The organism is Streptomyces sp. NPDC048290 (genome assembly GCF_040652095.1).
Lineage (GTDB): Bacteria > Actinomycetota > Actinomycetes > Streptomycetales > Streptomycetaceae > Streptomyces.
In genome coordinates this window covers 1-18,461 of record NZ_JBEZLM010000029.1, presented here as the reverse complement: position 1 = coordinate 18,461, position 18,461 = coordinate 1, and the positions used below count along the sequence as shown (strand labels likewise).

Sequence of the window (18,461 nt, the reverse complement as noted above, 5' to 3'; positions counted from 1 at the left end):
CCCCTACGGCTCCGAGAGCCCACCCGCCCGCCGAGCAGGCCTCCCGACGGCTCCGGCAGCCCCCGCGCCCTGCCCGCCGGAAACGCTCCGGCGCACCCGCCGGCCCGCCCGCCGGGCAGCGCCCCTACGACACCCCTACGACACCCCCCACGACACCCCTACGCCCCCTAGGTCCCCGACGGCCCATCCGCGCGGACGCCGCCCGCCCGACCGCCCAGGCAACCCCCGGCTGACCCTTGTTCAATCCCGGCCGCCTGGCCGAATGACCGCGACCGCGCTGGGTGAGCGCGCCCTCGCGCCCGGTATCCGGATCTGAACACCTGTACTACGAACGGCCACTTGCCCGACGCATAGGCCAATTGGGGGGCCGCGGCGAGGTTATCGACCTTGGGCCAGGGGCACACGTCCCGGTATGGGCTGGACGCACGATTACAGTGACGCAGCACGTGACCGCCGTTCGATGGGCGGTCCGACTTCCTACCAGCGGGGCACTCCGCAACTCCAGGGCGCGGACCCCAGGGTGGGCATTCCGCGCATCCTGCGCCGCCGGGCCCGCTGGGTGTCGGTACGGCTGCGTCACCCGCGCGGCTGACGCGCCGACGCTTCTCCCCTCCCACCTCGCGCACCGCCTTCCGGGCGGTGCGCGACTCTCACCTCACAGCGCGCAGCTGTCGCTGTCGACCTGCCGGTTCGCCGTACGGCCCTGGGCGATGTCCTCGCGGATCTCGTCCACGGTGAGCGCGTACCCCGTCTCGGCGTCGTCGAGGGACTTGGCGAAGACCACGCCGTAGACCTCGCCGTCGGGGGTGAGCAGCGGACCGCCGGAGTTGCCCTGGCGGACGGTCGCGTACAGCGAGTACACATCGCGGTGCACGGTGCCCCGGTGGTAGATGTCCGGGCCGTTGGCCGGGATACGGCCACGCACCCGCGCGGCGCGCACGTCGTACGCCCCGTTCTCCGGGAACCCGGCGACGATCGCGCTGTCGCCGCTGGTGGCGTCCTCGGAGGTGAACTCCAGCGCGGGCGCGTCGAGGTCGGGCACGTCGAGAACGGCGATGTCCCGCTTCCAGTCGTACAGGACGACCGTCGCGTCGTAGCGGCGGCCCTCGCCGCCTATCTGGACGGTGGGTTCGTCGACCCCGCCGACGACATGCGCGTTCGTCATCACCCGGCGGTCGTCGAACACGAAGCCCGTGCCCTCCAGGACCTTGCCGCAGCTCTGCGCGGTGCCCATCACCTTGACGATGGATCTCTTCGCCCGCGTGGCCACCGCGCTGTTGGCCAGGGCCGGGTCGGGCGGCTGTACGTCGGTGATGGGCTCGTTGGAGAACGGGCTGAAGACCTGCGGGAAGCCGTTCTGCGCGAGGACGGAGGAGAAGTCGGCGAACCAGGTGTCGGCCTGCGCGGGCAGCGCGCGCGAGACCCCGAGCAGCACCTTGGAGCTGCGCACCTCCTTGCCGAGGGTCGGCAGTGTCGTACCGGCCAGGGCGGAGCCGATCAGCCACGCGACCAGGAGCATCGCCACCACGTTGACCAGGGCGCCGCCCGTCGCGTCCAGCGCGCGGGCCGGGGACCAGGTGATGTACCGGCGCAGCTTGTTGCCCAGATGGGTGGTCAGGGCCTGGCCGATGGAGGCGCAGACGATGACGATGATGACCGCGACCACCGCGGCCGTCGTACTCACCTGGGAGTTGTCCGTGAGCGCGTCCCAGATGACCGGGAGGGTGTAGACGGCGACGAGACCGCCCCCCAGGAAACCGATCACCGACAGGATGCCGACCACGAAACCCTGGCGATAGCCGACGATCGCGAACCAGACGGCAGCGAGCAGCAGCAGGATGTCCAGCACGTTCACCGTTTTCGGCCTCGCCTCGTCATTCTCCGGTCACGGGGACCCCGCCACGGGGCCGGGCCCCGCCCGGCGCGCGCGGGCGCGCGGACATGGCCGTTCCCGGCGGAACACAGCACGGCGACCACCCTGTCACGACCGCCAGTCGAGTGGGACCTGCTTGTCGGGGTCCCAGGGGCGCTCCCAGCCCGAGTAGTGGAGAAGGCGGTCGATGATTCCCGCCGTGAATCCCCAGACGACGGCCGAGTTGACCAGAAATGCCGGTCCTGTGTGGCCGCGGGGGTGGACCGCGGTCGCTCTGTTCTCCGGGTCCGTGAGATCCGCCACGGGCACGGTGAACACCCGCGCGGTCTCCTCGGGGTCCACCACGCCGACCGGTGTCGGCTCCCGCCACCAGCCGAGCACCGGGCTGACCACGAACCCGCTCACCGGGATGTAGAGCCTGGGCAGCACGCCGAAGAGCTGGACCCCGGCGGGATCGAGCCCGGTCTCCTCCTCGGCCTCGCGCAACGCCGCCCGCAGCGGGCCGTCGCCCTGCGGATCGCCGTCCTCCGGATCGAGCGCGCCGCCCGGGAAGGCGGGCTGTCCGGCATGCTCGCGCAGCGAGCTGGCCCGCTCCATCAGCAGCAGCTCGGGGCCGCCCGCCCCGTCCCCGAAGAGGATCAGCACGGCCGACTGGCGGCCCCCGCCGTCCTCGGGCGGCAGGAACCGGCTGAGCTGCGGCGGCTCGACCGTCTCGATGCATCGCACCACCGGATCGAGCCACTGGGGCAGCCCGTCCTTGCTGACCGCCACCGCCCCGCCCTGCGTCCCACTCGCACGCGTCATCGACACCCCCGTCGTTCTGTCCGATCCAACGCACGGCGGGCCCGCGATCGTTCCGGCCGGTGACAGCTCATCCGGACCCCAGCGGAGGCGCCGGCCTGCCGCCCGCGTCGAGATAGGACCGCGGGGGGTTGAGCCGCTGTCCGGGGAAGCCGCCCTTCTCGTACTTGAGCAGCTTGCGCGCCTTCTCCGGGTCCGTCTCGCCCTCGCCGTACGCCGGGCAGAGCGGGGCGATGGGACAGGCGCCGCAGGCGGGCTTGCGGGCGTGGCAGATCCGGCGGCCATGGAAGATCACATGGTGCGAGAGCATCGTCCACTCGCTCTTGGGGAACAGCGCCCCCACCGCCGCCTCGATCTTGTCCGGGTCGGTCTGGTCGGTCCACTGCCAGCGCCGCACCAGCCGCTGGAAGTGCGTGTCCACGGTGATGCCGGGGCGGCCGAACGCGTTGCCCAGCACCACGAACGCGGTCTTGCGGCCCACGCCGGGCAGCTTGACCAGATCCTCCAGACGGCCCGGCACCTCGCCGCCGAACTCCTCGGACAGGGCCTTCGACAGCCCTATCACCGACCTGGTCTTGGCCCGGAAGAAGCCGGTCGGGCGCAGGATGTCCTCGACCTCCTCCGGATTGGCGGCGGCCAGGTCCTCGGGCGTGGGGTACTTGGCGAACAGCGCCGGGGTGGTCTGGTTGACCCGGAGGTCGGTGGTCTGGGCGGAGAGCACCGTGGCCACCAGGAGCTGGAAGGGGTTCTCGAAGTCCAGCTCGGGGTGGGCGTACGGATAGATCTCGGCCAGTTCGCGGTTGATCCGGCGCGCGCGGCGGACCAGGGCGGTGTGCGACTCGGGCTTGCGGATGACGGGCTTCTTGACGGGGGGCGGGGTGGGGGTGGGCTTGTTCGCGGTAGCGGGCTTCTTCACGACAGCGGTCTTCTTCGCGGCGGCCGTCTTCGTGACAGCGGCCTTCTTCGCCGCGGTCTTTTTCGCAGGCACAGCGCTCCGCGCGGGAGCCGCCTTCTTCACGGCAGCCGTCTCCTGCGCGGGCGCACCGCTCCGCGCCGGGGTCGCCTTCTCCGCCGCGACCTTCTTCACGGCAGCCGCCCTCTTCGCAGGCGCACCACTCCGCGCGGAGGTCGCCTCCTCCCCCGCGGCCTTCTTCACGGCAGCCGCCCTCTTCGCAGGCGCGGCCTCCCCCGCGGAGGTCGCTTTCTTCGGCACCGCCTTCTTCACGGCAGCCGCCTTCCCCGCCACCTTCCGCACCGCCACCGTCCGCCCCGGCGTCGACACTCCCCCGTCAGCCCGATTTATCCTTTTATTCGCTTTTCCTCCGCCCTCGGACTGCTGTTCGCCCACAGCGGAATCACGCCCTGCTGCCACTCGTCCAGCCCCCTCGGCCTGCGCTCTCACCGGCGATTTGGACACCCGGCCAGCCTACGACCCGGCACCGACATCCGCCCCGGACCTCGAAGATCGGCCCCCAATTGGACCCCTGCCGCTTACCAGGGCACACCAGTGCGGCATCCTTGTGACAGATCACACTGTTTGGACTGTCCGGCAAAATGGGGACCACGGACCCCTGATAGACGGGGGAGAAAGATCCCCTGAGCAGGTCGACAAGGAGAGAACACGTGGACGACGTTCTGCGGCGCAACCCGCTCTTCGCGGCTCTTGACGACGAGCAGGCCGCTGAGCTGCGTGCCTCCATGAGCGAGGTGACCCTCGCGCGCGGCGACTCGCTGTTCCACGAGGGCGACCCCGGCGACCGGCTGTACGTGGTCACCGAGGGCAAGGTGAAGCTGCACCGCACCTCCCCCGACGGCCGGGAGAACATGCTCGCCGTCGTAGGCCCCGGAGAGCTGATCGGCGAGCTGTCGCTGTTCGACCCGGGCCCGCGTACGGCGACCGCCACCGCGCTGACCGAGGTCAAGCTGCTGGGCCTGGGCCACGGCGACCTCCAGCCCTGGCTCAACGCGCGTCCCGAGGTCGCCGCCGCGCTGCTGCGGGCCGTCGCCCGGCGGCTGCGCAAGACCAACGACGCCATGTCGGACCTGGTCTTCTCGGACGTCCCCGGCCGCGTCGCCCGCGCCCTGCTGGACCTCTCCCGCCGCTTCGGCGTGCAGTCCGAGGAAGGCATCCACGTCGTCCACGACCTTACGCAGGAGGAGCTGGCCCAGCTGGTCGGCGCGTCCCGCGAGACGGTCAACAAGGCCCTCGCCGACTTCGCCCAGCGCGGCTGGCTCCGCCTGGAGGCCCGCGCGGTGATCCTCCTGGACGTGGAGCGCCTGGCGAAGCGCTCCCGCTGACACCGGCGGCGCACGGACGCCGCCCTCCGCGACACCAGCGGCTCCTACGCCGCCCCTGGGGCCCCGGCACACCGCCGTGGGCCCCTCGGCCGTTCAACGGGCGGCGAGGCCCGCCTCCGGGCTCGTCCTACGCTCCCCGCGCGGCGGCCCGCCCGCCCCACCCGAAACCCCCCGGAAGCCTTCCGAGACCTCCCGAAAAGCGCGGGCCCGGCACCCGGCGACCCCGGCACAGTGACCACATGCCCCAGCACCCACACGAACCGCGCCACACCTCCCACGCCACCCCCGTCCACAGAGGGCTCGACCCGGACGGCCACATCACCCCCGAAGGCTCCCTCGCCCGCGTCCCGCCCCCCTTCCGCCCCGTCCTCGCCGCCGCGCGCGAACGCCTCCCCCCGACCTTCGGCACCCGGCTGAGCAGCGCCTACGTCTATGGATCGATCCCGCGCGGGACCGCGCGGGTCGGCCGCAGCGATCTCGATCTCCTGGTCGTCCTGCACGAGGAGCCCACCGACACCGACCGCGCGGACGCCCGCGCCCTGGACACGGCCCTGGACCGGGAGTTCCCGCAGATCGACGGGGCCGGAACCCTGGTGCTCGGCCGGGAGCAGGTGCTCAGCGACCTGGAGCGGCACGACCTGGGCTGGTTCGTCGCCTGTCTGTGCACCCCGCTCCTCGGCGAGGACCTGGCCGCGCGGCTCCCCCGCTACCGCCCCGACTCCCTGCTCGCCCGCGAGACCAACGGCGACCTCGCCCTGCTGCTGCCCCGCTGGCGGGAGCGGATCGCCACCGTGGACGGCTCGGAGGAGGCCCTGCGGCCCCTGGTGCGGTACATGTCCCGGCATCTGGTGCGGACCGGCTTCACCCTGGTCATGCCCCGCTGGCAGGGCTGGACCAGTGATCTGCGCGAGATGGCCGACGCGTTCGGCATGTACTACCCCGCCCGCGCGGGGCAGCTGCGGGAGGCGGCTCTCCGGGGCCTCGCCCCGCGCGGGGACGCGGCCGTGCTGCGGACGTATGTGGACGACCTCGGCCCCTGGCTGGCGGCCGAGTACACCCGCGTGCACGGCGTGAAGGCACCCAGACCCTGACGGCCGTACCGGCGGACGGGGCCCGTATGTCCCCCGTCCACGAACACCGGCCCCCACCGAGGACCCGCCCCCCACCGCCCCACCGGGGACCCGCTCCCCACCGCCCCTGCCGGGGACACCGCTCCTAGATGAGCCCGTGTTCCGTCAGGTACTCCAGTTGCGCCCGCACCGAGAGTTCCGCCGCGGGCCACAGGGAGCGGTCCACGTCGGCGTAGACATGGGCGACGATCTCCGCCGGGGTGCGGTGGCCGTCCTCGACGGCCGTCTCGACCTGGGCGAGGCGGTGGGCGCGGTGGGCGAGGTAGAACTCCACGGCGCCCTGTGCGTCGTCCAGGACGGGGCCGTGGCCCGGCAGGACGGTGTGGACGCCGTCGTCGACCGTGAGGGAGCGCAGCCGCCGTAGGGAGTCCAGATAGTCGCCCAGACGGCCGTCCGGGTGCGCCACGACCGTCGTACCGCGTCCCAGGACGGTGTCGCCGGTCAGGACGGCCCGGTCGGCCGGGAGATGGAAGCTCAGGGAGTCGGCGGTGTGGCCGGGCGTCGGCACGACCCGCAGTTCCAGACCGCCGACGGTGACCACGTCCCCGGCGCCCAGCCCCTCGTCCCCCAACCGCAGGGCCGGGTCCAGCGCGCGTACCGGCGTCGACGTCAGCTCGGCGAAGCGGGCCGCGCCCTCGGCGTGGTCGGGGTGGCCGTGGGTGAGCAGGGTGAGGGCGACCCGCCGGCCCGTCTGCTCGGCGGTGGCGACGACATGGCGCAGATGGCGGTCGTCCAGGGGGCCGGGGTCGATCACCACGGCCAGATCGGAACCGGGCTCGGCCACGATCCAGGTGTTGGTGCCGTCCAGGGTCATCGCGGACGGGTTGGGCGCGAGGACATTGACGGCCCGCGCGGTGGCCGGTCCGGACAGCACGCCCCCGCGCGGCTGGCCGGGAAGAGCGCTCGCGTCGGTCATTCCGGGGCACCTCCGGTCGGGATGTGCAGGGTGAACTCCTCGTGTCCCGGCCAGGACAGCACCATCTGCCCCTCCTCGAGACGCCCCTTGGCCAGAATCGGCGTCAGGTCCCGCGCGGGCGCCGCCGCCAGCACGTCCGCCGCCGAACCGTGGACGGCCAGCTCACGCAGCGCCGCGATGGTGGGTGGCATCATCAGCAGCTCGCCCCGGTCGTACCCGGCGGCGGCCTCCTGGGGCCTGATCCAGACCGTGCGGTCGGCCTCCGTGGAGGCGTTGCGGGTGCGCTGCCCGGCGGGCAGGGCGGCGACGAAGAACCAGGTGTCGTAGCGGCGGGCCTCGAACTCGGGGGTGATCCAGCGCGCCCACGCGGACAGCAGATCGGAGCGCAGCACCAGACCGCGCCGGTCCAGGAACCGCGCGAAGGACTCCTCCCGCGCGGCGAGGCCCGCCCGGTCCGCCTCCCATGCCTCGCCCGTGGTGTCCCCCACCACGGACCCGTCGTCCGGTCCGGCGAGCAGGACGCCCGACTCCTCGTACGTCTCACGTACGGCCGCGCAGACGATCGCCTGGGCCCGGCGTTCGTCGACGCCGAGGCGTTCGGCCCACCACCCGCGCGGGGGCCCCGCCCAGCGGATGCGGGTGTCGTCGTCACGCGGGTCCACACCGCCGCCCGGATACGCGTACGCGCCTCCGGCGAAGGCCATGGAGGCGCGTCTGCGCAGCATGTGGACGACGGGACCGGCGGCGGTGTCCTTGAGGAGCATCACCGTGGCCGCCGCTCTGGGCTCGACCGGGGTGAGTCGGCCCTCGGTGAGGGCACGAATCCGGTCCGGCCAGTCCGCTGGGTACCACTGCCCGTTAGCCATGGGCGGAGGCTATCCCCTGGGGAGCGGATGTTCGAGGGCCGTCGATCATCCGCCCCGGGTCGTGGCAGGTCAGCAGGGTGGAACGGCTCAGTCGGCGGTCAACTCGACCAGGATCTCCACCTCGACCGGAGCGTCCAGCGGCAGCACCGCCACGCCGACCGCGCTCCGCGCGTGCACGCCCTTGTCGCCGAGCACCTCGCGGAGCAGTTCGCTCGCGCCGTTGAGGACGGCGGGCTGGCCGGTGAAGTCGGACGCCGAGGCGACGAACCCGACGACCTTGACCACCCGCGCGATCTGGTCCAGGTCCCCGGCGACGGACTTGACCGCGGCGAGCGCGTTCAGCGCGCAGGTCGCGGCCAGTTCCCTGGCCTCCTCCGCGGTGACCTCGGCGCCCACCTTGCCGGTGACCGGCAGCTTGCCGTCCACCATGGGGAGCTGGCCCGCGGTGTACACATAGGGCCCGGTCCGCACGGCCGGCTGGTAGGCGGCCAGCGGCGGCACCACCTGGGGCAGGGTCAGCCCCAGCTCGGCGAGGCGCTCCTCGACCGCGCTCACGCCTGCTTCTCGCGCTTCAGGTAGGCCACCAGCTGCTCGGGGTTGGGGCCGGGCACGACCTGCACCAGCTCCCAGCCGTCCTCGCCCCAGGTGTCCAGGATCTGCTTCGTGGCGTGGACGAGCAGCGGCACGGTTGCGTATTCCCACTTGGTCATGGGGCGACTGTAGCCGCTGGGACGGACCCCCCGGCCCGCCCCCGGAGCAGGGCCCCGCGCTTGTCCACAAGCCCCGGGTTGTCCACAGGCTCCCGAGCCTCCCGATCGCTCCGGGCGCGGACTGGTTACGCTCGAAGACGTGAGCAGGCTCCAGGTCGTCAGCGGCAAGGGCGGGACCGGAAAGACGACGGTCGCCGCCGCACTCGCGCTCGCCCTCGCGACGGAGGGGAAGCGGACGCTCCTCGTCGAGGTCGAGGGCCGGCAGGGCATCGCCCAGCTCTTCGAGACGGAGGCGTTGCCCTACGAGGAACGCAAGATCGCCGTCGCCCCGGGCGGCGGCGAGGTGTACGCGCTGGCCATCGACACCGAACTGGCCCTTCTGGACTACCTCCAGATGTTCTACAAGATGGGTGGCGCGGGCCGCGCCCTGCGCAAGCTCGGCGCGATCGACTTCGCGACCACGGTCGCCCCGGGCGTACGGGACGTCCTGCTGACCGGCAAGGCGTGCGAGGCGGTCCGCCGCAAGGAGAAGAGCGGCCGGTTCGTCTACGACTACGTGGTGATGGACGCCCCGCCGACGGGCCGCATCACGCGCTTCCTGAATGTGAACGACGAGGTGGCGGGGCTGGCGAAGATCGGCCCGATACACAATCAGGCACAGGCCGTGATGCGGGTGCTGAAGTCCCCGGAGACGGCCGTCCACCTGGTGACGCTGCTGGAGGAGATGCCGGTCCAGGAGACCGCCGACGGCATCGCGGAACTCCGCGCGGCCCGGCTCCCGGTCGGCCGGATCATGGTCAACATGGTCCGGCCCGAGCTGCTCGACGCGTCGGACCTGGACCTCGTACGGACCGCCGGGCGGGCGGCCGTCGCGCGGTCGCTGTCGGCGGCGGGGCTGGGCGGGGCGCGGCGCGGCCAGCACGCGGAGCGCCTGGTGGACCCGCTGCTGGCCCAGGCCGAGGAGTACGCCGAGCGGCACGCGCTGGAGCACGAGCAGCGGGCCGTCCTGACCGCCCTCGACCTGCCGCTGCACGAACTGCCGCTGCTCGCCGAGGGCATGGACCTGGCGGGCCTGTACGAACTCGCCTCCGAACTGCGGAAGCAGGGGATCTCATGACGCCGGACCTGACTGCGGACCCGGCCTCCTCCGGGCAGGACGGCGCCCGTCCGCTGGCCCCCGCGCGGGTGCTCGACCTCGACCCGCTGCTGGACGACCCCGGCACCCGGATCGTGGTGTGCTGCGGCTCGGGCGGGGTCGGCAAGACGACCACGGCGGCGGCCCTGGGCCTGCGCGCCGCCGAGCGCGGCCGGAAGGTGGTCGTCCTCACCATCGACCCGGCCCGCCGCCTCGCCCAGTCCATGGGCATCGACTCGCTGGACAACACCCCGCGGCGGGTCAAGGGCGTGGACGGCGGCGGCGAGCTGCACGCGATGATGCTGGACATGAAGCGCACCTTCGACGAGATCGTGGAGGCGCACGCGGACCCCGCGCGGGCGGCGGCGATCCTGTCGAACCCCTTCTACCAGTCGCTGTCCGCGGGCTTCGCCGGCACGCAGGAGTACATGGCGATGGAGAAGCTCGGGCAGCTGCGCGCCCGGGACGAGTGGGACCTGATCGTCGTCGACACCCCGCCCTCACGCTCGGCGCTGGACTTCCTGGACGCGCCCAAGCGGCTCGGCTCGTTCCTGGACGGCAAGCTGATCCGGGTCCTGCTGGCCCCGGCGAAGGTCGGCGGCCGGGCGGGGATGAAGTTCCTGAACGTCGGGATGTCGATGATGACCGGCGCACTGGGCAAGGTGCTCGGCGGCCAGCTGCTGAAGGACGTCCAGACGTTCGTGGCGGCGATGGACTCCATGTTCGGCGGTTTCCGCACCCGCGCGGACGCCACGTACAAGCTGCTCCAGGCGCCCGGTACGGCGTTCCTGGTGGTGGCGGCGCCGGAGCGGGACGCGCTGCGGGAGGCGGCGTACTTCGTGGAGCGGCTGGCCGCGGAGGACATGCCCCTGGCGGGGCTGGTACTGAATCGAGTACATGGCAGCGACGCGGTACGGCTGTCGGCCGAGCGGGCGCTCGCCGCCGCGGAAAATCTTGAGGACTCCCGCATTGTGGATCAGGACGGCGGGAAAGCTGGACTTCGTAACTCTCCCGAAACCCACGGCAGTTCAGCCCCGGACGACCCCGAGAGCGCCGCACCCGACGCAGGCTCCCCCGCCACGCCGGCCCCCCCGGTCACCTCGGACGCCGTACCGGAATCGGACCATGGGGCGGCTCCGGACGCCCCTGGGTCGACGGACGCCGTAGGGGATGCCCCGGGAGATTCCGAACGCGCGATCGATCTGCTCACGGCGGGCCTGTTGCGGCTGCACGCCGAGCGGATGCATCTGCTCGCCCGCGAGCGGCGCACCCGCGACCGCTTCACGGCACGCCATCCCGAGGTGGCGACGGCCGAGGTGCCCGCGCTGCCTGGGGACGTGCACGACCTGGCGGGGCTGCGGAACATCGGCGACCACCTGGCGGCCAACGCCGAGCACATGGAGAGACCTGAGGGCGAGTGAGGAGCATCACGTGACCCGCCGCGACGGCGGATGACGGACACCCGAACACCGGCAGAAGTCCAGCCCGACACGCCAGAACCCGCACATGACCACACCTACGACCGACACAAGGCGCCCGACCGGCGTGACCGGCACGAGCGCTTCAAGGGCGCCCAGCGCGCCACGAAGGCACGGCGAGCGGAATCGGCGGATCAGCGGGACGGACCAGCGGAACGAGAAGCGCGACACGCGGCGACGACACGAGCGGCGCACAACGCAGCAGTACAGACGGCCCCGCGCGGAGACGGATACACCGACGGGACTACCGACGGCCGACCCCCGGACAACCGCCAAACGACCCGTGGGCGGCGACCGACCGCGACACGCCCCGCCCGCGGGGCGGGCCCGTCTAGCCCACCGCCGCGTAGTTCTCGTACACCTCGTCGTCGTCGAGCGACACCAGTCCGGCCCCCCGCTCGTACTCCGTGCGCGCGGTCTCCAGCAGTCGGCGCCAGGAGGTGACGGTGGGGCGCCTGCGCAGCAGGGCACGGCGTTCCCGCTCGGTCATCCCTCCCCACACGCCGAACTCCACGCGATTGTCCAGCGCGTCGGCCAGGCACTCCGTGCGCACCGGGCAGCCGGTACACACCGCCTTGGCCCTGTTCTGCGCTGCTCCCTGAACGAACAATTCATCCGGATCGGTAGTGCGGCAGGCCGCCTGCGCACTCCAGTCGGTTACCCAGCCCATACCGGCGCCGTCCTCTCCCGAATCGAGGCTCCCCCACGGCGGCAGCGGCATATTCACCGCCGCCAGTTGAGGACGTTACGGAAGGCGGGGACAGCGCAACACCCCCTTCGGGCCCAATCTTGAATGGCCCGAACGGACTATGCGTAAGCGGCAGATCACCCGGGGGAGTGAGCGGACGACATGCGTGATCATCCCGGCAAAGCGGGGCACTTCTACTGAGTCACAACGGACGCCACCTGACACTCAAGGCGGTTTCGGACACGCCCCCTCGGAAATTTTCGGGGAACCTCCGGAACGATTCGGGGTCACCGGACGTATTGATACGTAGCCCTACTGCTGTGACAGTTGAGAGCAGCTTAGGCCAAGGCATATACGCGTGTCCGGCGAATGAGAACGTAGGCTGCCCCCATGCCAAAGAACCGCTCGGGCGGTGGTCTGTCGCCGACGCAGCAGGCCGCCAAGTTCCTCGGTGTCAGTGTGCTCGCAGGTGCCGTCATGGCCGGGATCGCGCTCCCCGCCGTCGGCGCCCTCGGCCTCGCGGCGAAGGGCTCGGTGGAGAGCTTCGACGAGCTGCCCGCCAACCTGAAGACCCCGCCGCTGAGCCAGCGCACCACCATCCTCGACGCCGACGGCGGCCAGATCGCCACGGTGTACTCACGCGACCGCACGGTGGTCGACCTCAAAGAGATCTCGCCGTACATGCAGAAGGCGATCGTGGCCATCGAGGACGCGCGCTTCTATCAGCATGGCGCGGTGGACCTCAAGGGCGTGCTGCGCGCCCTGAACCGGAACGCGCAGAGCGGCGGCGTCGCCGAGGGCGCGTCCACGCTCACCCAGCAGTATGTGAAGAACGTCTTCGTGGAGGAGGCGGGCGACGACCCGACGAAGGTCGCCCAGGCCACCCAGCAGACCCTCGGCCGCAAGATCAAGGAACTGAAGTACGCGATCCAGGTCGAGGAGGAACTCGGCAAGAAGAAGATCCTGGAGAACTACCTCAACATCACCTTCTTCGGCCAGCAGGCGTACGGCGTCGAGGCCGCCGCCCAGCGTTACTTCTCCAAGTCCGCCAAGGACCTGAACCTCCAGGAATCGGCCCTGCTGGCCGGCATCGTCCAGTCGCCCAGCCGGTACGACCCGGTCAACGACGAGGCGGAGGCCACCAAGCGCCGCAACACCGTGCTCCAGCGGATGGCCGAGGTCGACGACATCACCCCGGCGGAGGCCGCCGAGGCCCAGAAGGCCCCGCTGGGCCTCAAGGTCAGCCAGCCCAAGAACGGCTGCATCACCGCCGTCAAGGGCGCCGGCTTCTTCTGTGACTACGTCCGCGCGGTGTTCCTCAGCGACCCGGCCTTCGGCAAGACCAAGGAGGCACGGGCCAAGACCTGGAACCAGGGCGGTCTGACCATCCGTACGACGCTGGACCCGACCGCGCAGGAATCGGTCCAGGAGTCGATCAAGGACCACGTGTACCAGAACGACGAGGTGGCGACCGCCGCGACCATCGTCGAGCCGGGCACCGGCAAGATCCTCGCGATGGGCCAGTCCCGGCCGTACGGCTTCGGGAAGAACGAGACGCAGATCAATCTCTCGGTGGACCAGTCGATGGGCGGTGGCGCGGGCTACCAGCCGGGTTCGACGTTCAAGCCGATCGTGGCGGCGGCGGCCATAGAGGGCGGAATGCCGGCCACGAAGTCGTACTCCTCGCCGTACAAGATGGACTACCCGACTCCGGTCGCCCAGTGCGACGGGAAGATGTGGGACGAGGAAGGCGTCGAGCTGACCAACGAGAACGAGTCCGAGGAAGGGCCGTACGCCATGAAGGAGGCGACCGCACTGTCGGTCAACACCTACTTCGTGCAGATGATCAGCGAGATCGGTGTCTGCCCGGTGATCGAGATGTCCGAGAAGATGGGCATCGGCCGGGCCGACGGAGAGCCGATCGACCAGGGTCCCGCCATCGCCCTGGGCAGCCAGGAGATGTCCCCGCTGACCATGGCCGCCGGGTACGCCGCCTTCGCCTCGCGCGGGACGTACTGCTCGCCGGTCGCCATCGAGTCCATCAGCCAGCGGGTCGGTGAGCAGACCAAGTCCCTGGCGGTCCCGAAGTCGACATGCACCCGGGCCATGTCCGAGACGACCGCCGACACCATCAACACCCTGCTGCGCGGTGTGGTCGAGGACGGTACGGGCGCGCAGGCCGGTCTCGGCGGCCGTCCGAGCGCCGGCAAGACGGGTACGACGGACGAGCGGTACGCCGCCTGGTTCGTCGGCTACACCCCGAACATGGCCGGCGCGGTCTGGGTCGGCGACCCGGCGCACGACCGTCAGATGTCCGACATCACCATCGGCGGTGTCTGGCACGACAAGGTCTTCGGTGGCCAGGTCCCCGGTCCCATCTGGCGCGACATGATGTCCGGCGCGCTGGCCGACAAGGCGGCACCCGACTTCAACCTCATCAACATCCCGGACGCTCCCGAGCGGGACCGCGACCGCGGGAACGACGGGGGGAACGATGACGGGGACAACGGGGACAACGGGGATGGTGGTGACAGTGACCAGGGGGACATCTCCGGGGTGATCGGAGGGTGGCCCACCGGTGGGGGTGGCGGCGGCGCGGACGGTGGTGGGGGCGGCGGGACCGTGCCCTCGCCGTCGTTCTCGATTCCTGAGGGGTGGATCGAGGGGAACGAGAACGGGGGGACTGATGGGAGTGGGAGTGGGGGGAGCTGGCCCTAGGGGGGCCCAGGGGACTCCGGGGGGTCTCTAGGGGGTTCTGTAGGGGGTTCTCTAGTGGCTTCCGGGGGCCGTGGGAAGCCCTGTGTGGGGAACTTGAGTGTGGTGGCGCCCGGGTGGTGGAACCCCGGGCGCCGGTACCTGGCTCCTCAGCCAGCGAGTTGTCTGCTCAGTCGGCGAGTTGTCTGCTCAGTCGGCGAGCTGCCTTCTCAGCCGGCGAGATGGTCCTCGGTCGGCGAGCTGGTTCAGCCGGCGAGTTGCTTCTTGACCGCGGCGGCGACCCGGCCGCCCTCCGCCTGGCCGGCGACCTTGGGGTTCACGATCTTCATGACCGCACCCATGGCCCGCGGCCCCTCCGCTCCGGCGGCCCTGGCCTCCGCCACCGCCTCGGCGACGATCCGCTCCAGCTCGGCGTCGGCGAGCTGCTTGGGCAGATACTCGGCGAGCAGCTCACCCTCCGCCGCCTCCCGGGCCGCCTGCTCGGCCCGACCGCCCTTGGCGAAGGCGTCGGCGGCCTCGCGCCGCTTCTTCGCCTCGCGGGTGATCACCTTGAGGACCTCGTCGTCGGACAGCTCACGCTTGGCCGTGCCCGCGACCTCCTCCTTGGTGATCGCGGTGAGCGTCAGCCGCAGCGTCGAGGAGCGCAGCTCGTCGCGCTCCTTGATCGCGGCGTTGAGGTCATCCTTCAGCTTCGACTTGAGCGTGGTCATGGGGTTGATTGTCGCAGGTGCGGGGTGAGGGGTGCGGGGGGTTTTCGGGGCGGGGAGGTCGGATCGGCCGGGGGGACGGGGACGGGCGGGGGCGTCGGGTCGGCCGGGGGCGTGGGACGGGGGCGTCAGGTCGGCTGGAAGGGTGGGGGCGTCCGGTCGTCGGTGGGTGCGGGCGGGCGTCGGCGTACGGGCCGCTTCTGACACGATGGGTCGTATGCGCGCTCGATACGGTGTACCCCTGGGAATCACGGCGGCGGGTGCCGCCGGACTGCTCTACGCGGCGGGATTCGAGGCCCGCTCGTTCCGCCTCCGGCGGGTGACGATCCCGGTCCTGCCCGCGGGGATGCGTCCGCTGCGCGTACTGCATGTCTCCGACATCCACATGGTGAGCGAGCAGCGAAAGAAGCAGCGGTGGCTGCGGGCGCTGGCCGGGCTGCGGCCGGACTTCGTGATCAACACCGGGGACAACCTGTCCGACCCGGAGGGCGTCCCGGAGGTCCTGGACGCGCTGGGTCCGCTGTTGGAGTTCCCGGGCGCGTACGTCTTCGGTTCGAACGACTACTACGGCCCCAAGCTGCGCAACCCGGCCCGCTATCTCTTCGAGAAGGCCCAGGGCCGCTACGGGCTGAACGGCAACCCCCCGGCCGTCGGCGCGATCCACAACCCCTGGCAGCAGCTGCGGGACGGTTTCGACGAGGCCGGCTGGCTGAACCTGACGAACACGCGGGGTGTGCTGAAGGCCGCGGGGGTGTCGGTGGAGCTGACGGGCGTGGACGACCCGCACATCAAGCGGGACCGGTACGAGCAGGTGGCGGGCGGTCCTTCCGGGTCGGGCGACTTCTCGATGGGCGTGGTGCACGCGCCGTACCTGCGCAGCCTGGATGCCTTCACGGCGGACGGCTACCCGCTGATCCTCGCCGGGCACACCCATGGGGGGCAGCTGTGTCTGCCGTTCTACGGAGCGTTCGTCACCAACTGTGATCTGGACACGGGGCGGGTGAAGGGGCTGTCCACGCATACGGCGGAGGGGCGGACGGCGTACATGCATGTGTCGGCGGGGTGCGGGACGAATCGGTATACGCCGGTGCGGTTCGCTTGTCCGCCGGAGGCTACGTTGCTGACGTTGGTGGGGCGGGAGTAGGGAGGGAGCGGGGAGTGGAGGGGGCGTCTGGGGAGGTCTGCGGGGCGTTCGGTGAGGGGGGCGGCGTAGGCTCGAGGGGGCGGCGTTCGGCGTTCGGCGCGGGTGATGGGGAAGTCGTAGCGCACTCGGCTGGGCTCGGCTCAGCTCACCCGTATCACCTACCCGTGTCGCCCGATATTTCCGTTTTGCCTAGCCTGGGGGCATGACCGCCCCGATACCCCGGGACATGCCCGACCTTCCTGCGGTCCCGGGTGTGCCCTCGCTGTTTCCGTCGCCCGTTCCGGCCGCCGCGGTGGTGGCGCCGGTCCGGCGTCCGCTGGCCGCCGCCTTCCGTGTGCTGGTCGCGTCGACCGTGGCCACCGGCATCGCCGTCTATCTCCTGCTCGGTGATCCGCTCCGGGTCCTGAGCTACTTCACCGTCCAGGCGAACGTCCTGCTCGCCCTGGTCATGCTGGCGTCGGCCCGCCGCGCGTGGAGCGCCCGCCGCCCGCTCTCCGGCGGGGTGTCGGGGGCGGCGCTCCTCTATATCGTCGCGACCTCGCTCGTCTACCACCTGCTGCTGGAGCCTGGGGCGAGCGGGTTCGGGATGACCGGGGCGGTGGGGACCTCGGCGACTCCGGGGGCGGCGGGCACGTCGGGGGCGACGGGGGCAGTGGGAGTCGCTGGAGTAGTGGGGCAGCCGCAGGCTACGGGCTGGGCGACGGCGGCGAACATTCTGCTGCACACGGTCACGCCGATCCTGGCCCTGCTGGACTGGCTGCTGTTCACCACGCCGGGGCGGCTCCATCTGCGCCAGACGGCTCCGTGGCTCCTCTATCCCCTCGCCTACCTGGCCTTTTCCCTGGGCCGCGGGGAGCTTCTGCTGCCGGGGACGGCGGGCCGGTACCTCTACCCCTTCCTCAACGTCGATCAGCACGGCTACCGGGGTGTCCTGGCCAACGCGCTGCTCCTGGGCCTCGCGCTCTTTGCCGCCGCCGTGGTGCTGGTCGCGCTGGATCACATCCGCCCGAACCCCGTCCGGCACCGCGCCAAAACCGGATTTCGTCTCCAGCCACCGGTGGGCTAAAGTAATCGACGTCGCCACGGTGAGTGGCGGCATCGGGGTGTAGCGCAGCTTGGCAGCGCGCTTCGTTCGGGACGAAGAGGTCGTGGGTTCAAATCCCGCCACCCCGACAGCTGAAGTACCAGGTCAGGGGCCTGATCCGCGAGAGCGGATCAGGCCCCTGACTCGTTTCTCGGGCCTCTAGGGAGCCGTTTGGGAGCCAACCTCGGAAGCTGGCTCGCGTCCCTCGGCTGTTGGAGCATCGTCCGGTAGCCCTGGAAGACTGTGGCCCCGGGCATCGCCTGAGGCTGTCAGACCAGTGATGCATGCTGAGGCAGTCACCAACCTAGTGTGATGCACCAGAAGTCCTGAAGGTTAGTTCTGCTCTGTTTTCTGGCCGGTGGTTCCGACCTTGGTGAGGTAGTCGGCGAGGGAGTTGAGGATCTCGTCGGCTGTTTTGGTCCAGGTGAAGGGCCGCGGGTTCTTGTTCCAGTTGTCGATCCATACAGTGATGTCGTCCTCCAGTGCCTTGACGGAGGTGTGGACGCCGCGGCGGATGAGCTTGTCGGTCAGCAGGCCGAACCACCGCTCCACCTGGTTCATCCATGAGGAGCCGGTGGGGGTGAAATGGACGTGGAAGCGTGGGTGTTTTCCGAGCCACGTCCTGATCTCGGCGGTGTTGTGGGTGGCCCAGAAGCCCCTAAGTTTCGTCAAGCCGCAGAAGGTGCCTGGTTGGTAGCCCGGGGCTGGATGTGCCGGTAGAGCTCGCGGGCGACGTACCGCTTGAGGCATCGGATGATCTCGCGCTTGGACATACCCTCGGCGGTGCGTCGCCGCAGGTACTCCTGGGTGCGTTCGTCCCAGCGTATGCGGGTCTGCACGATCCGGTAGAGGGCGGCGTTGGCCTGGCGGTGGCCACCGCGGTTTAGGCGCCGCCGTTGTGTCTTGCCGGAGGACT

The 18,461-nt window shown here is 71.0% G+C and carries 18 protein-coding genes, 1 tRNA gene and 1 pseudogene; 9 read left to right on the top strand and 11 right to left on the bottom strand.

Going from position 1 to position 18,461, the window contains the following annotated elements; all coding sequences use genetic code 11:
- Window positions 1-412 precede the first annotated feature (412 nt).
- On the top strand, window positions 413-592 hold the full coding sequence (locus AB0D49_RS35350; RefSeq protein ID WP_362766062.1) for a hypothetical protein: 180 nt from the start codon (window positions 413-415) through the stop codon (window positions 590-592).
- 63 nt (window positions 593-655) lie between these two features.
- On the opposite strand, the gene AB0D49_RS35345 is transcribed toward AB0D49_RS35350, so the two are convergent.
- From AB0D49_RS35345 to nth, 3 genes are all read right to left on the bottom strand, one after another.
- Entirely contained in the window at window positions 656-1,855 is a 1,200-nt protein-coding gene (locus AB0D49_RS35345) for a MarP family serine protease (protein ID WP_362766059.1), read from the bottom strand.
- A 126-nt stretch (window positions 1,856-1,981) separates the two neighbouring features.
- Window positions 1,982-2,677: a CoA pyrophosphatase gene (locus AB0D49_RS35340; RefSeq protein WP_362766056.1), complete on the bottom strand. Its 696-nt coding sequence runs from the start codon at window positions 2,675-2,677 to the stop codon at window positions 1,982-1,984.
- 67 nt (window positions 2,678-2,744) lie between these two features.
- The gene (nth, locus tag AB0D49_RS35335; RefSeq protein WP_362766053.1) at window positions 2,745-3,830 is read right to left on the bottom strand and encodes an endonuclease III; all 1,086 of its coding nucleotides are present in this window, start codon (window positions 3,828-3,830) and stop codon (window positions 2,745-2,747) included.
- A 467-nt stretch (window positions 3,831-4,297) separates the two neighbouring features.
- On the opposite strand from nth, the gene AB0D49_RS35330 reads away from it, so the two are divergent.
- Both AB0D49_RS35330 and AB0D49_RS35325 read left to right on the top strand, forming a co-directional pair.
- Window positions 4,298-4,972, top strand: a complete 675-nt coding sequence (locus AB0D49_RS35330; protein ID WP_029382547.1) for a Crp/Fnr family transcriptional regulator — start codon at window positions 4,298-4,300, stop codon at window positions 4,970-4,972.
- A 239-nt stretch (window positions 4,973-5,211) separates the two neighbouring features.
- On the top strand, window positions 5,212-6,063 hold the full coding sequence (locus tag AB0D49_RS35325) for a nucleotidyltransferase domain-containing protein (protein ID WP_362766049.1): 852 nt from the start codon (window positions 5,212-5,214) through the stop codon (window positions 6,061-6,063).
- A gap of 124 nt (window positions 6,064-6,187) precedes the next feature.
- Here the strand turns inward: AB0D49_RS35325 and AB0D49_RS35320 are convergent, their stop codons facing one another.
- From AB0D49_RS35320 to AB0D49_RS35305, 4 genes are all read right to left on the bottom strand, one after another.
- The gene (locus tag AB0D49_RS35320; protein WP_362766046.1) at window positions 6,188-7,018 is read right to left on the bottom strand and encodes an MBL fold metallo-hydrolase; all 831 of its coding nucleotides are present in this window, start codon (window positions 7,016-7,018) and stop codon (window positions 6,188-6,190) included.
- Window positions 7,015-7,884 carry an NUDIX hydrolase gene (locus AB0D49_RS35315; protein WP_362766043.1) on the bottom strand — a complete coding sequence of 290 codons (870 nt, stop codon included), beginning with the start codon at window positions 7,882-7,884 and terminating at the stop codon, window positions 7,015-7,017. Before AB0D49_RS35315 ends, AB0D49_RS35320 begins: the two co-directional genes overlap by 4 nt.
- 87 nt (window positions 7,885-7,971) lie before the next feature.
- Window positions 7,972-8,439, bottom strand: coding sequence for a RidA family protein (locus tag AB0D49_RS35310; protein ID WP_362766040.1), 468 nt, complete (start codon window positions 8,437-8,439; stop codon window positions 7,972-7,974).
- Window positions 8,436-8,594, bottom strand: coding sequence for a DUF4177 domain-containing protein (locus tag AB0D49_RS35305; RefSeq protein ID WP_009189813.1), 159 nt, complete (start codon window positions 8,592-8,594; stop codon window positions 8,436-8,438). Before AB0D49_RS35305 ends, AB0D49_RS35310 begins: the two co-directional genes overlap by 4 nt.
- 139 nt (window positions 8,595-8,733) lie before the next feature.
- Between AB0D49_RS35305 and AB0D49_RS35300 the strand changes: the two genes are divergently transcribed.
- Both AB0D49_RS35300 and AB0D49_RS35295 read left to right on the top strand, forming a co-directional pair.
- Window positions 8,734-9,711 (top strand): ArsA-related P-loop ATPase, encoded by a 978-nt coding sequence (locus AB0D49_RS35300; protein WP_362766037.1) that lies wholly within the window; start codon window positions 8,734-8,736, stop codon window positions 9,709-9,711.
- A complete protein-coding gene (locus AB0D49_RS35295) occupies window positions 9,708-11,150 on the top strand; it encodes an ArsA family ATPase (protein ID WP_362766034.1) in 1,443 nt (480 codons plus the stop codon). Before AB0D49_RS35300 ends, AB0D49_RS35295 begins: the two co-directional genes overlap by 4 nt.
- A gap of 388 nt (window positions 11,151-11,538) precedes the next feature.
- Here AB0D49_RS35295 and wblA read toward each other — a convergent pair whose 3' ends face one another.
- Entirely contained in the window at window positions 11,539-11,877 is a 339-nt protein-coding gene (gene wblA / locus AB0D49_RS35290) for a transcriptional regulator WblA (protein WP_362766264.1), read from the bottom strand.
- A gap of 408 nt (window positions 11,878-12,285) precedes the next feature.
- On the opposite strand from wblA, the gene AB0D49_RS35285 reads away from it, so the two are divergent.
- Complete coding sequence (locus tag AB0D49_RS35285) at window positions 12,286-14,613, top strand: transglycosylase domain-containing protein (protein ID WP_362766032.1); 2,328 nt, start codon at window positions 12,286-12,288, stop codon at window positions 14,611-14,613.
- A gap of 242 nt (window positions 14,614-14,855) precedes the next feature.
- On the opposite strand, the gene AB0D49_RS35280 is transcribed toward AB0D49_RS35285, so the two are convergent.
- Window positions 14,856-15,320, bottom strand: a complete 465-nt coding sequence (locus AB0D49_RS35280; protein ID WP_362766030.1) for a GatB/YqeY domain-containing protein — start codon at window positions 15,318-15,320, stop codon at window positions 14,856-14,858.
- A gap of 214 nt (window positions 15,321-15,534) precedes the next feature.
- On the opposite strand from AB0D49_RS35280, the gene AB0D49_RS35275 reads away from it, so the two are divergent.
- The 3 genes from AB0D49_RS35275 to AB0D49_RS35265 all read left to right on the top strand — a co-directional run bounded on the left by AB0D49_RS35275 (window position 15,535) and on the right by AB0D49_RS35265 (window position 17,634).
- Window positions 15,535-16,461, top strand: a complete 927-nt coding sequence (locus AB0D49_RS35275) for a metallophosphoesterase (protein ID WP_362766028.1) — start codon at window positions 15,535-15,537, stop codon at window positions 16,459-16,461.
- A gap of 202 nt (window positions 16,462-16,663) precedes the next feature.
- Entirely contained in the window at window positions 16,664-17,527 is an 864-nt protein-coding gene (locus AB0D49_RS35270) for a Pr6Pr family membrane protein (protein ID WP_362766025.1), read from the top strand.
- Between the two features lie 33 nt (window positions 17,528-17,560).
- Window positions 17,561-17,634: transfer RNA gene (locus tag AB0D49_RS35265), tRNA-Pro, on the top strand.
- Window positions 17,635-17,878: 244 nt separating this feature from the next.
- On the opposite strand, the pseudogene AB0D49_RS35260 reads toward AB0D49_RS35265, so the two are convergent.
- Both AB0D49_RS35260 and AB0D49_RS35255 read right to left on the bottom strand, forming a co-directional pair.
- Window positions 17,879-18,196, bottom strand: a pseudogene (locus AB0D49_RS35260) (IS630 family transposase); the annotation flags it as partial.
- A gap of 17 nt (window positions 18,197-18,213) precedes the next feature.
- Window positions 18,214-18,461 (bottom strand): transposase (locus AB0D49_RS35255; protein ID WP_362766022.1); only part of this gene is annotated, 248 nt, incomplete at its 5' end.

Excerpts from the sequence above, each read along its gene's own strand:
- AB0D49_RS35340 (WP_362766056.1), bottom strand. The coding sequence starts at position 2,677 with ATGACGCGTGCGAGTGGGACGCAGGGCGGGGCGGTGGCGGTCAGCAAG.
- AB0D49_RS35325 (WP_362766049.1), top strand. The coding sequence starts at position 5,212 with ATGCCCCAGCACCCACACGAACCGCGCCACACCTCCCACGCCACCCCC.
- AB0D49_RS35285 (WP_362766032.1), top strand. The coding sequence starts at position 12,286 with ATGCCAAAGAACCGCTCGGGCGGTGGTCTGTCGCCGACGCAGCAGGCC.
- AB0D49_RS35270 (WP_362766025.1), top strand. The coding sequence starts at position 16,664 with ATGACCGCCCCGATACCCCGGGACATGCCCGACCTTCCTGCGGTCCCG.
- wblA (WP_362766264.1), bottom strand. The coding sequence starts at position 11,877 with ATGGGCTGGGTAACCGACTGGAGTGCGCAGGCGGCCTGCCGCACTACC.
- AB0D49_RS35295 (WP_362766034.1), top strand. The coding sequence starts at position 9,708 with ATGACGCCGGACCTGACTGCGGACCCGGCCTCCTCCGGGCAGGACGGC.
- AB0D49_RS35275 (WP_362766028.1), top strand. The coding sequence starts at position 15,535 with ATGCGCGCTCGATACGGTGTACCCCTGGGAATCACGGCGGCGGGTGCC.
- AB0D49_RS35350 (WP_362766062.1), top strand. The coding sequence starts at position 413 with ATGGGCTGGACGCACGATTACAGTGACGCAGCACGTGACCGCCGTTCG.
- AB0D49_RS35305 (WP_009189813.1), bottom strand. The coding sequence starts at position 8,594 with ATGACCAAGTGGGAATACGCAACCGTGCCGCTGCTCGTCCACGCCACG.
- AB0D49_RS35280 (WP_362766030.1), bottom strand. The coding sequence starts at position 15,320 with ATGACCACGCTCAAGTCGAAGCTGAAGGATGACCTCAACGCCGCGATC.
- AB0D49_RS35315 (WP_362766043.1), bottom strand. The coding sequence starts at position 7,884 with ATGGCTAACGGGCAGTGGTACCCAGCGGACTGGCCGGACCGGATTCGT.
- AB0D49_RS35320 (WP_362766046.1), bottom strand. The coding sequence starts at position 7,018 with ATGACCGACGCGAGCGCTCTTCCCGGCCAGCCGCGCGGGGGCGTGCTG.